Origin of the sequence: Dyella flava (assembly GCF_016904955.1) — a bacterium.
Taxonomy (GTDB): domain Bacteria; phylum Pseudomonadota; class Gammaproteobacteria; order Xanthomonadales; family Rhodanobacteraceae; genus Dyella_B; species Dyella_B flava.
Map to the genome: position 1 here is coordinate 112,884 of NZ_JADIKE010000028.1, position 12,380 is coordinate 125,263.

General features: G+C 62.0%; 10 protein-coding genes. 3 read left to right on the plus strand and 7 right to left on the minus strand.

Annotation, left to right across the window (positions count from 1 at the left end; translation table 11 throughout):
- Positions 1-251: 251 nt before the first annotated feature.
- Positions 252-2,021, minus strand: coding sequence for a phosphoenolpyruvate carboxykinase (GTP) (locus ISP19_RS04620; protein ID WP_204680172.1), 1,770 nt, complete (start codon positions 2,019-2,021; stop codon positions 252-254).
- Positions 2,022-2,167: 146 nt separating this feature from the next.
- Complete coding sequence (locus ISP19_RS04625; RefSeq protein WP_204680232.1) at positions 2,168-2,746, minus strand: TetR/AcrR family transcriptional regulator; 579 nt, start codon at positions 2,744-2,746, stop codon at positions 2,168-2,170.
- Between the two features lie 113 nt (positions 2,747-2,859).
- Here ISP19_RS04625 and ISP19_RS04630 point away from each other — a divergent pair, with 113 nt between their 5' ends.
- The 3 genes from ISP19_RS04630 (at position 2,860) to ISP19_RS04640 (ending at position 6,774) form a co-directional block, all read left to right on the plus strand.
- Entirely contained in the window at positions 2,860-3,765 is a 906-nt protein-coding gene (locus ISP19_RS04630; RefSeq protein WP_204680173.1) for an alpha/beta fold hydrolase, read from the plus strand.
- Position 3,766: 1 nt separating this feature from the next.
- Positions 3,767-6,235, plus strand: coding sequence for an acyl-CoA dehydrogenase (locus ISP19_RS04635; protein WP_204680174.1), 2,469 nt, complete (start codon positions 3,767-3,769; stop codon positions 6,233-6,235).
- Positions 6,236-6,300: 65 nt separating this feature from the next.
- Positions 6,301-6,774: a hotdog fold domain-containing protein gene (locus ISP19_RS04640; protein ID WP_204680175.1), complete on the plus strand. Its 474-nt coding sequence runs from the start codon at positions 6,301-6,303 to the stop codon at positions 6,772-6,774.
- Between the two features lie 5 nt (positions 6,775-6,779).
- Here ISP19_RS04640 and ISP19_RS04645 read toward each other — a convergent pair whose 3' ends face one another.
- The 5 genes from ISP19_RS04645 to fusA all read right to left on the minus strand — a co-directional run bounded on the left by ISP19_RS04645 (position 6,780) and on the right by fusA (position 12,295).
- Positions 6,780-7,685, minus strand: coding sequence for a CPBP family intramembrane glutamic endopeptidase (locus ISP19_RS04645; protein WP_204680176.1), 906 nt, complete (start codon positions 7,683-7,685; stop codon positions 6,780-6,782).
- Between the two features lie 105 nt (positions 7,686-7,790).
- The gene (locus ISP19_RS04650; RefSeq protein ID WP_204680177.1) at positions 7,791-9,392 is read right to left on the minus strand and encodes a peptide chain release factor 3; all 1,602 of its coding nucleotides are present in this window, start codon (positions 9,390-9,392) and stop codon (positions 7,791-7,793) included.
- 93 nt (positions 9,393-9,485) lie between these two features.
- Positions 9,486-9,791 carry a type II toxin-antitoxin system RelE/ParE family toxin gene (locus tag ISP19_RS04655; RefSeq protein WP_204680178.1) on the minus strand — a complete coding sequence of 102 codons (306 nt, stop codon included), beginning with the start codon at positions 9,789-9,791 and terminating at the stop codon, positions 9,486-9,488.
- Positions 9,779-10,036, minus strand: coding sequence for a type II toxin-antitoxin system Phd/YefM family antitoxin (locus ISP19_RS04660; protein WP_204680179.1), 258 nt, complete (start codon positions 10,034-10,036; stop codon positions 9,779-9,781). The genes ISP19_RS04655 and ISP19_RS04660 overlap by 13 nt, the downstream gene beginning before the upstream one ends.
- A gap of 93 nt (positions 10,037-10,129) precedes the next feature.
- Entirely contained in the window at positions 10,130-12,295 is a 2,166-nt protein-coding gene (gene fusA / locus ISP19_RS04665; RefSeq protein ID WP_204680180.1) for an elongation factor G, read from the minus strand.
- Positions 12,296-12,380 lie beyond the last annotated feature (85 nt).

The following is a 12,380-nucleotide window of genomic DNA, read 5'->3' on the forward strand; positions in this document are numbered from 1 at the left end:
TCTTGCCAGCTTGGATGCGGCGGGTGGCCGATGGGTTTAGATGACTGTCGCCTTTTCCCCGATGGGCAGGCGGGTAGGGCACACGGATGTGCCTGGCTCTGAGGAGCGAGTAAAGCTTGCGGTAAGGGGACAATCTTGCGATCAGGTCGCTTCGCAGCACGCTCCGAAGGGCCTCATCGCAAGGCTGGTCTCACCTCGATCCTCTCTGCCCCGGGGACTGCTTTGGGATCCCCGGGGAGAGAGGCAAAACGCTAGGCGTTGGCTGCCTTGCGCGGTATTTCCAGCGCATGGGCGACGCGTTGCTGCTCTTGCCGCAGGCGCGCCGGCAGGCGTGGGCTGAAGGTGTCGAGGTACTCGCCGATGGCGTGCAGCTCGGCTTGCCAGCCGGCGTTATCGACATCGAGCAGTTCCACCAGCGTCTCGCGCGGCAGGTCCAGCCCGTCGAGTTTCAACTCGCCGTTGGCAGGCAGCATGCCGATCGGTGTTTCAGTTCCGCGCGCCTTGCCTTCAACGCGGGCGATCATCCACTCCAGCACGCGCAGGTTCTCGCCGAAGCCCGGCCACAGGAACTTGCCGTCCTTGCCTTTGCGGAACCAGTTCACGTGGAAGATCTTCGGCAGCTTGGCACCGGGTTTGTCGAACGACAGCCAGTGCGTGAAGTAGTCGCCGTAGTGGTAGCCACAGAATGGTTTCATGGCCATCGAGTCGCGGCGCAGCACGCCCACGGCGCCGGTGGCGGCGGCAGTGGTTTCCGAGCCCATCGCGGCGCCCAGCAGTACGCCATGGGTCCAGTCACGCGCTTCCATCACCAGCGGCACCAGCGATGGACGGCGGCCGCCGAACACGATGGCGCTGATTGGCACACCTTGCGCATCTTCGGCTTTCGCTGACCACGTTGGGCACTGTTTGGCGCTGACCGTGAAGCGCGAGTTCGGATGCGCCGCCGGACCGTTAGCCGGGTCGTACGGACGACCTTGCCAGTCGGTGATCGGCGTGCCGGGCAGGCCTTCCCACCATGGCTGGTTGTCGGCGGTCACGGCGACGTTGGTGAAGATGGTGTCGTGCGCGATCGTCGTCAGCGCATTCGGGTTGCTGCTATCGCTGGTGCCGGGAGCCACGCCGAAGAAGCCGGCTTCCGGGTTGATGGCGTAGAGACGTCCATCGGCGCCCGGACGCATCCAGCAGATATCGTCGCCGACCGTCCACACGCGCCAGCCGTCTTTGCGATAGCCCTCCGGCGGAATCAGCATGGCCAGGTTGGTCTTGCCGCAGGCGGAAGGAAATGCCGCGGCGATGTAGTGCGTCTGGCCCTGCGGATTCTCGATGCCGACAATCAGCATGTGTTCGGCCAGCCAGCCTTCGGTGCGGGCCTGATAGCTGGCGATGCGCAACGCATGGCACTTCTTGCCGAGCAATGCATTGCCGCCGTAACCAGAGCCGTACGACTGGATCGACAGCTCTTCCGGGAAGTGCATGATGAAGCGGCGCTCCGGATCCAGCTCACCTGTGGAGTGCAGGCCCTTCACGAAGCTGCCTTCACGCTCGATACGGGCAAGCGCCGCAGCACCCATGCGCGTCATCGTGCGCATGTTCGCCACCACATACGGGCTGTCGGTGATTTCCACACCGCATCGCGAAAGCGGCGAATCGATCGGCCCCATGCAGTACGGAATCACGTACATGGTGCGGCCTTCCATGCAGCCGTTGAACAGCGCATCCATTTTGGTGTGCGCGTCGGCCGGGGCCATCCAATGATTGTTCGGGCCGGCATCGGCTTCGTCCTTGGTGCAGACGAAGGTCAGATGCTCCACGCGTGCCACGTCGGATGGACTGGAACGATGCAGATAGCAACCCGGATGGGTCTGCTGGTTGAGTTCGATCAGATCTCCGCTCTGCAGCATTTGCTGTACAAGCGACCGATATTCGGTATCGGAGCCGTCACACCAATGGATTGTCGCGGGGCGGGTCATAGCCGCCACGTCTTTCACCCATTGCTCGAGCGAATCCAGCTTGCTCGCCATGTTTTCCTCGCCTTGGTCTACCCACAAAAAAGAGCCACAACCGTAAGTTACGAAAACTGGCATTGCAAGGTTGCATGCAGCAAACCGCATACGGCTGCGGGTCGCAGGGGGACCCGTCCGAGGCTTGGAAACGCTTTATTGAGAACTCAGCCCGGGATCAGGGTCGCGATCATGTGTTCGACGTAAGCGTCGAACTCTTCATGGCTCAACCTTGGCAGACCCAATGTGAAATTCAGCTGCAGAAAGCCGACATAGGCGGCATAGGTCAGGCGGGCGCGATTAAGTGCCTCGTCAGTCTCCAGACCGGCCTCGGAATAGGCCGTATGGAGAAATTCAGTGCGCCGCTTTGAGACGCGCGCCATCACCGGCACCACCAAGGGGTGGTCCAATGCCTTCAACAGGGCGGCGTAGACGCGGTGAGGTTGCAGCTCATGGGCGACGCGGCGGAACAATTCAGGCAAGCGCTCGCGCGGATCGGGGATCGCCTCGATCTGGCTGATGATTTCGCGTTCGCCGTACTGTTCCCAACGTTCCAGGGCGGCCTGAAGCAGCGCTTCACGTGTACGGAAATGCCAGTAAAAACTGCCTTTGGTAACACCGAGTTGGCGGGCCAGCGCTTCCACGGCCAGCGCGCCGACACCTTGTTCGGAGATCAGATTGAGGGCGGCATCTTCCCAATCTTCAGCGGAAAGGCGCGTACGTTCGGGTTTTTGGCGGACATTCATTCCCGTATGGTAGCCCAGACCGGCGCGAAACTGTGGGCATCGCCGGATCGAGGCCCGGGGAAAACGCCGTAGCTTCGGGCGATTGACGACAACCCCGCGAGCCATCCATACTCATGCGTATGGAATTGAATCCAGCCACTCGAACTTCCTACACCGCCGCCGATGGCTTGTCCTTGGCGGTGGATCTTCGTCATGCCTCGGGCCGGCCGACGCTGCTGTTTGCGCATGGTTTTGGGCAGACCCGTGGAGCGTGGAATACGGCAGCAGCGACCATGGCGGCTCAAGGCTGCCGTTGCGTCACTTTTGATAGCCGCGGCCATGGCGAAAGCGACCGCATGCCGGGCGGCGAATACCACATGCAGCAGTTCGTCGACGATCTGATTGGACTGGCCCGCGCGCAGCCGGAGCCGCCGATCCTGGTCGGTGCGTCCATGGGTGGTTTGCTGGGTCTGGTGGTCGCCGGGGAAATCCGGCCTGCGCCCTTCCGTGCACTGGTGCTGATAGATATCACGCCGCGCTGGGAAACCTCCGGTGTCGAGCGCATCCTTGCCTTCATGCAAGCGCATCCGGATGGTTTCGCCAGCTATGCCGAGGCAGCCGAGCAGATTGCGGCGTATCTGCCGCAACGACGCGAGCGCAAGAGCGAACAGCAACTGCGCCCGCTGTTGCGCGAAGGTGCGGACGGACGCCTGCGCTGGCATTGGGATCCCGCGTTGCTGGCCGGCGAGCTGATCGGCGAAAGCGAGCGTTACCAGCCACGTCTGCTCGCCGCCGCCGCCAAGGTCGAGGTACCGGTGCTGCTGCTTTCCGGCGAGCGCAGCGATGTGGTGTCGCATCGCACCGTCGATGAATTCATGACCCTGGTGCCGCATGCCCGGCATGCCGAAGTGCCAGGCGCCACCCACATGTTGGCCGGTGATGCGAACGATGCATTCACGGCCCAGATAGCAGGCTTTATCGCGAGCCTGGAATCCGTCGACGCCGACGAGGCGATCGAGCAACCCGCAACGAGGTGTTGAGATGTCCGTACTATTAACTGTGATGGCGGCATTGTTTGCGACCGGCGCATGCGCTTATCACCGGAGCAGTTTGCGCGCATGGGCTGTCACCACCATCGTGGTTACCTTGGTGGTCGGCTTGCTGGCGGCTGCGCCAAAGACCATGGTGTTGCTACTGGTGCTCGAGTTGCTGGTCGCCGTGCCGTTGCTGATGACCGACTTTCGCCGCAAGAACATCAGCGCACCGCTGCTCAAGATGTTCGCCAAGGTCACGCCGAAACTGTCGGACACCGAACAGACCGCACTGGAAGCCGGCACGGTTGGCTTTGAGGGCGAACTGTTCTCCGGCAAGCCGGATTGGCATGAGCTGCTCAAGCAGCCCAAGCCCGAATTGAGCGTGGAAGAAAAAGCCTACCTCGACGGCCCCGTGGAACAGCTGTGCGGCATGCTCGACGACTGGCAGATTACCCACGAACTGGCCGACCTGCCGCCGGAAGTGTGGGATTTCATCAAGAAGAACAAATTCTTCGGCATGATCATTCCCAAGCAGTACGGTGGCCTGGGCTTCTCTGCGCTGGCGCATTCGGCGGTGTTGCAGAAGCTGGCGACCATGTCGGCAACGGTGGCCTCCACGGTGGCAGTGCCCAATTCGCTCGGGCCGGCCGAACTGCTGCTGCACTACGGCAGCGATGAGCAGAAGAATTTCTATCTGCCGCGTTTGGCGGTAGGCGAAGAAATTCCGTGCTTCGCACTCACCGGCCCCTATGCCGGTTCGGATGCCACGTCGATTCCCGACTACGGCGTGGTGTGCAAGCAAATGGTTGATGGTGTCGAAACCATCGGCATGAAGCTTAACTTCGACAAGCGTTACATCACGCTGGCGCCGATTGCTACGGTCGTGGGGCTGGCTTTCCGTTTGTACGATCCCGAGCACCTGCTCGGTGACAAGGACGACCTGGGCATTACGCTGGCGCTGCTGCCGCGTAACACGCCGGGCCTGGAAATCGGCCGACGCCACTTGCCGCTCAATATTCCGTTCCAGAATGGACCGGTACGTGGCAAGGATGTCTTTGTGCCGATGTCGACCCTGATCGGTGGTCCGCACATGGCCGGTCATGGCTGGCGCATGCTGGTGGAATGCCTTTCGGTCGGCCGCGCCATTTCCTTGCCGTCCAACGCGACGGGTGGTGTGCGCATGGCGGTTGCTGCCACCGGTGCCTATGCGCGCATGCGCAAGCAGTTCGGCTTGGCGGTTGCGCGTTTCGAAGGCGTGGAAGAAGCGCTGGCGCGTATCGGCGGTCTCACCTATGCCACCGCCGCATTGTCACGTGCTACCGCTGCCGCCGTAGATCGCGGCGAAAAGCCGGCCGTGCCTTCGGCCATCGCCAAATATCACGCTACCGAGTGGGGGCGCGCGATTGCCGGTGATGCGATGGATGTGCACGGCGGCAAGGCGGTGCAACTCGGTCCGAAGAACTACGCCGGCCGCGCCTGGCAGGGCGTGCCGATCGCGATTACGGTGGAAGGTGCGAACATCATGACGCGCAGCCTGATGATCTTCGGTCAGGGCGCCATCCGCTGCCATCCTTACGTGCTCAAGGAAATGCAGGCGATGTCGATCCCCGACTACGGCGATCGTCTGCGGGCTTTCGACCGCGCGCTGTTCGGCCACATCGGCTTTGGCGTTTCCAACGCGGTGCGCAGCTTCGTGTTGGGCGTGACGGCCGCGCATATCGGCGACGCCGCTGGTGATGCCTACACACGTCGTTACTATCGCAAGCTCAACCGCTACTCCGCTGCGCTGGCGCTGTGCGCCGATACCTTCATGGGCGTGCTGGGCGGCAAGCTGAAGTTCAAGGAAAAGCTCTCCGCGCGTCTGGGTGACGTACTCAGCTATCTGTACATTGCCAGTGCCATGTTGAAGCGCTACGAGGATACCGGTCGTCCGGAAGCGGATCGCCCGCTGCTGGCCTGGGCGTTCCACGAGTGCATGTGGCGTACGCAGATGGCGTTGGATGGTGCCATCCGCAATTTCCCGGTGCGTCCGGTGGCCTGGCTGCTGCATGTGCTGGTGTTCCCGTTCGGCCGCCGCGAAGTGCCACCGTCGGATCGCCTGGGCCGTCGCGTGGCTGCGATCATCACGGCACCGGGTGAAGCGCGTGACCGCTTGCTGGAATGGGCCTATCTCACGCCGACGCAGAACAACACCGTCGGTCGCATGAATGAGCTGCTGCCCGATGTGATTGCCGCTGAGCCGGTGGAACGCAAGTTCGGCAAGGCGCTGAAAGCGGGTCAGTTCACCTCGCACGATTATCTCGCCCAGCTGGATGAGGCGGTGCGAGCGGGTGTGATCGATCGCAGCGAGGCGGCGCTGCTCAAACGCGTGCGCGAAGGCGTGTTCGAATTCATCTCCGTGGATGATTTCGATCCGGCGGAACTGCGCTCGGCGATCACCCGCAAGGATCCGAAGAAACTGGCCGACGCAGCCTGACGCGCGGCACAAGCGGTTCAAGGCGTTGACGGCGACTCAGGTCGCCGTCGAGGAGAGGGTGTGCGATGAGCGCGTCACTGTTGTCCATGTACCAACGCATCACCCGTTGGCCCGCGGGTCATTGGTTGTTCTCACGCGCAGTATGTTTCCGGGCACCGTATTTCTCGACGATCTCGCCACGCTTTGTCGCGTTGGAACCTGGGCGTTGCGAGGTGCACATACGTGATCGTCGCCGCGTGCATAACCACATCGGCACGGTGCATGCGATTGCGCTATGCAATCTCGCCGAGCTGAGTGCGGGCGTGATGACGGAAGTAACCATTCCCGCGGGCATGCGCTGGATTCCCAAGGGTATGGCCGTCGAATACCTGGCGAAGGCCGTCGGCACCATGCACGCCGTGGCCACGCCCGAGATTGCTCCGGTGGAATCTGCGGAAGGTTACGAATGGCCGGTGGTTGTTCGCGTCAGCGATCCGGCCGGAAAGGATGTTTTTCAGGCGCGCATCAGCATGTGGCTCTCTCCGCGCACGCGGCACTGATTCTCTCAGGCTTTGTTCCTGCGCCAGCTCGGCGGAACAATGGTCTTGCCACACAGCGCGATAATCAGCAGTGCGAGCGACACCAGGGAACAGGTTGCCAGCGCAACCACCGAAGCTTCGGCGCCAAACGCACCGCCGCTGAGCCAATCCGGACCGGTGAGAGTGGAAACCAGCCAGCCATCGGCACGGTCACCAGAGACCGGAATGCCATAGATCGTTCCCTGCGTGATGTTCCACGCGGCATGCAGGCCAATGCAGCTCCACAGCGAACCCGTGACATGAAAAACAAGCGCAAGCAGGATGCCTGCTTCGATGGCGATGGCGAGCGAGCTCCACCATGTCGCGCCGGGATTGAAGATATGCGCGATGCCGAAAAAGGCCGCGGAAATCACCAGCGCCCACCAGGTGCCGAGTCCTTCTTCCACGACACGGAACAGGACGCCCCGTGTCAGGACCTCTTCGCTGATGCCAGCCCCGATACCGCCGATCAGTACGGCGGGTAGCCAATCCACGTTCGGGTTTACGCCCAGTACGTGATAGCTGCCGAGCAACCACAACAGGCCTACCACGGTACTGAACAACACGACGCCACCAATAAATCCGGGTAGGCCGCGTGTGACCACAGCGGGCAGGGACAGCTCACGGACGGGCCGCCGCTCGATCAGCAGTACCAGCACCAGATAGCCCAGCACCGTCGGCACCAGTTCCGCCGTCATGCGGGCAAAGGCATGTTGCGCCGGGCTGGCGGCCAGGCCGGTCCAGCCGGACATCGGCAGGGCGGCGTGAACCAGGTAGCCCGCAACGAACACCAGAGCGGCATAAATGACGATACGGGCCGCGGGAGAAAACACCAGCCAGCGTTGCCATGCCGGGGCGGACGGCGGGGTGGCGAAGTCGATGCTCTGGGCCATGCGTATCTCGCTCAAGACGATGACGATACGCAGGCTAGGATGTCATCAGCAGGCAACGCAATGCCATATGTCACGCGTGCCGGCGCTGCCCGGCACGCAGTGAGGTCAGACGGCGATGGAGGCAGCGTGCTCGCGGGTCGCCGAGAAGCGCACCGCCGGCGCGCGCTCTTGCGCCAATTGCAGGTTCACGCGGGATGGGGCGAGGTAGACCAGTTCGCCAGCGGCATCGATGCCGAGGTTCATGATGTTCTTCTCGCGGAACTCCTCCAGTTTTTTCTCATCGTCGCAATGTATCCAGCGCGCCGTGACGACCCCGACCGGCTCGAAGCTGGCGTCCACGCCGTATTCGTCTTTCAGGCGATAGGCGACGACGTCGAACTGGAGCACGCCGACGGCGCCCAGGATCAGATCGTTGCTCATCAGTGGGCGGAAGAACTGCGTGGCGCCTTCCTCGGAAAGCTGCGCCAGCCCCTTCTGCAGCGCCTTCATCTTCAGAGGATCGCGCAGACGCGCGCGGCGGAACAGTTCCGGCGCAAAGTTGGGGATGCCGGTGAAACTGATCGCTTCGCCTTCGGTGAAGGTATCGCCGATGCTGATGGTGCCGTGATTGTGCAGGCCGATTACATCGCCGGGATAGGCGCTTTCCACGATTTCGCGGTCGCTGGCCATGAAGGTCAGTGCATTGGCAATACGCACTTCCTTGTTGGTGCGCGTCTGCATCATCTTCATACCGGCGGTATAGGTGCCCGAGCAAACGCGCATGAAGGCCACGCGGTCGCGGTGCGCCGGATCCATGTTCGCCTGGATCTTGAATACGAAGCCGGTGAGCTTGTCTTCTTCCGGTTTCACTTCGCGGCCGAGCGTATTGCGTGAGCGCGGCGAGGGGGCGTGTTCGACGAAGAAGTCCAGCAACAGCTGCACGCCGAAGTTGTTCACCGCCGAACCGAAAAACACCGGGGTGAGTTTGCCGGCCAGGTATTTGTCGATCTCGAACGAATGCGAGGCGCCTTGCACCAGTTCCAGTTCTTCACGCAGTTCGTCCAGCGCGTCGGTACCGATAGCTTCTTCCAGCCCTGGTGCATCGAGGCCCTTGAAGATGGTGGAATCCTGCCGGGTGAAATTCTTGCCCGGTTCGAACACATGCACTTCGTCCAGCAGCATGTGGTAGACGCCCTTCAGGCGTTTGCCCATGCCGATCGGCCACGTCAGCGGCGCGCAGGCGACGCCCAATACCGATTCCACTTCATCCAGCAATTCGATCGGCGAGCGGCCCTCGCGGTCGAGCTTGTTGATGAAGGTCATGATCGGCGTGTCGCGCAGGCGGCACACTTCCATCAGCTTGATGGTGCGCTCCTCCACGCCCTTGGCACAGTCGATCACCATCAGTGCCGAGTCCACCGCGGTAAGCACGCGATAGGTATCTTCGGAGAAGTCCGCGTGGCCGGGGGTGTCGAGCAGGTTGACGATCTTGCCCTCGTAGGGGAACTGCATCACCGACGACGTCACCGAAATGCCGCGTTCCTTTTCCAGCGCCATCCAGTCCGAAGTGGCATGACGCGCCGCCTTGCGGCCTTTCACCGAGCCGGCCATCTGGATCGCGCCGCCGAACAGCAGCAGCTTTTCCGTCAACGTGGTCTTGCCCGCGTCGGGGTGGCTGATGATGGCGAAGGTGCGGCGGCGGTGGGTTTCTTGGAGGTGGGCGGACATATGAGGGCGTCGGTCGAAGCGCGAACTGCCAATTTTAGCTTGGATTGATCCCGGAGGCTCCGAAAGGGGCCAAGGTAGAGCCGGGAAAGGGCGTCAGCGGCGACCGGACAGCCGGTTTCGCCTCAGTGGGCGTTCGCTGCGCATGACGTAGAGGATCACTACAGACTGACCATCGACGCGATAAAAGATCCTGCACGGAGGTTCGATGATCTGCCGATAGCGCAAACCCTTCCGCTCAGGCGGCCTGGAGCCACCGGCTGGATGCTTGGCCAGCTGAGCCACGTGTGCAAAAACGCGCTGGACCAGATCACAAGCGGCCTGCGGATTGTCCAGCGCGATGTAGTCTGCGATTTCGTCCAGTTCGCTGAGCGCTGGTTCGGTCCAGATTATTTCAGCCATCGTTTCAGGCGGGTCCTTGCCTGGTCTTGTGTCAGGGTGCGTTGCTCTTCCAGTGCGCGCTCACCGCGTGCGATGCCTTCCAGCAACCGCATGCGCTGCTGCATGGCGTCGAACGATTCGACATCGATCAGGTAAGCACTGGGCAGGCCGTGCTGGGTAATGAGGATCGGCTCGCGATCACGCTCCAGCTCTGCGAGCAATTCAGTGGCTTGACGTTTGAGGGTGGTGACCAGCTCGGTGCGCATGGAGTGATACTAAAGTATCACTTGCGACGGGTGCAACTTACAAAAAAGCCCGGGCTAGCCCGGGCTTTTTTGCATGAAGCCTGGAGCGAAGGCTTACTTCGCTTCCTTCTCCATCAGCTTGGCGACCATGCTCGCCGGCACTTCTTCGTAATGATCGAAGATCATCGAGAAGGTGCCGCGACCGCTGGTGGCCGAACGCAGGAAGTTGATGTAGCCGAACATTTCCGCCAGCGGCACGAAGCCCTGCACGAAGGCGTTGGTGCCCTTCTGGCCCTGCTCACTGACCGAGCCGCGACGACGGTTGATATCGCCGATCACGTCGCCGAGATAGTCGGCTTCGGTCACCACTTCAAGCTTCATCACCGGCTCGAGCAGCTTGGGCTTGGACATCCTCTGAGCTTCGCGGAAGCAGGCGCGGCCGGCGATTTCGAAGGCCAGTGCCGAGGAGTCCACGTCGTGGAACTTGCCGTCGATCAGGCGAGCCTTGAAGTCCAGCACTTCGTAGCCGGCTACCTGACCCTGGCGCGACTCCACCATGATGGCGTGCTCCACGGCCGGGATGTACTCGCGCGGCACGCGGCCGCCGACGATTTCGTCAGAGAACACCACGCCGCTACCCGGTTCGCCCGGCTCGAAAATCATCTTCACTTCGGCGAACTGGCCCGAACCACCGGACTGCTTCTTGTGCGTGTAGGTGTGCTCGACGGACTGGCCAAAGGCTTCGCGGAAGCTGACCTTGGGCTTGCCCATGTTCGCATCCACGCCCAGCTCGGTGCGCATGCGGTCGATGGTGATTTCCAGGTGCAGCTCGCCCATGCCTTTGAGCACGGTCTGCCCGGTTTCCTTGTCCACTTCCATGCGCAGCGACGGATCGGCCTTCACCATCTTGTAGAGCGCAGTGGAGAGCTTGTCGACATCGTTGCGGCTCTTCGGTTCCACGGCGACGCTGATCACCGGGTCGGGGAAGCGCATGCGCTCCAGCAGCACCGGATGCGCCGGATCGGTCAAGGAGTCGCCGGTCTCGGTTTCCTTCATCGAGACGAACGCGCAGATGTCGCCGGCGCGCACTTCTTCGATGTCCTTGGTGGCGTTGGCCTGCACTTCCACGATGCGGCCGATGCGCTCTTTCTTGCCGCGCGTGACGTTCTGCAGCGTGTCGCCCTTCTTGATCACGCCCGAGTAGATGCGGCAGAAGGTGAGTGTGCCGAACTGGTCGTTGATCACCTTGAAGGCCAGCGCGCGCGCCGGGGCCTCGTCAACCACGCCCTGTTCGCCGACCACGTTGCCGTCTTCGTCCACCAGGCCGATGCCGCCGTTCTCGCCCGGGAACGGCATGTAGTCGACCACGCCGTCGAGCAGCTGCTGCACGCCCTTGTTGCGGTAGGAGGAGCCACAGAAGATCGGCACCAGCTTGCCTTGCACGCAACCCGTGCGGACGCACTTCTTCAGGAGTTCCAGGCTGAAGTCGCTGCTCTTGAGGAACGTTTCCACATCGCCCGCATTGAGCAGCTTGTCGAAGGCTTCGTCGTCCATTTCCAGCGCTTTTTCGATGGTTTCATCGCGCAGCTGGGCGAGATTGGCCACCCATTCCTTGTCTGCGGCGGTGGTGAAGGCCTGCACCTTGGGATGGTTGGCGATCTGGTCCAGCGGGATGACTTCCCACTTGCTGTCCTTGTCGTGACCTTCCCAGATGTAGCCCTGGCCGGTGATCAGGTCAGCCATGCCGATGAAGTCATCGTGGCTGCCCAGCGGCACCTGGCAGAGCACGGCATTGGCGCCGAGGCGGTTCTTGATGCCTTCCACGGCGTGCTTAAAGTTCGCGCCGATGCGGTCCATCTTGTTGACGTAGCACATGCGCGGCACGTTGTACTGGTCGGCCAGGCGCCAGTTGGTTTCGGTCTGCGGTTCCACGCCGGCCACGCCGTCGAACACCACCACGGCGCCGTCGAGCACGCGCAGGCTGCGGTTCACTTCGATGGTGAAGTCCACGTGGCCTGGGGTGTCGATCACGTTGATCTGGTGGCCCTTCCACTCGGTGGACACAGCGGCGGACTGAATGGTGATGCCGCGCTTGCGTTCCTGCTCGAGGTAGTCGGTGGTGGTCGAGCCCTTGCCGTCCTTGGTGTCATGCACGTCGACGATCTGGTGCTTCTTGCCCGTGTAGTACAGCACACGCTCGGTGGTGGTGGTCTTACCGGCGTCGATGTGGGCAATGATGCCGATGTTGCGATAGAGGCTTAGGGGTTTTTGACGAGCCACAGTCTTAGGTTCCGTGAGTTAAAGTCGTTGGGCGACAGGGGCGGACGCAATAGCCATGTCCGCAGCGTACGTTTTCAATGTGTAT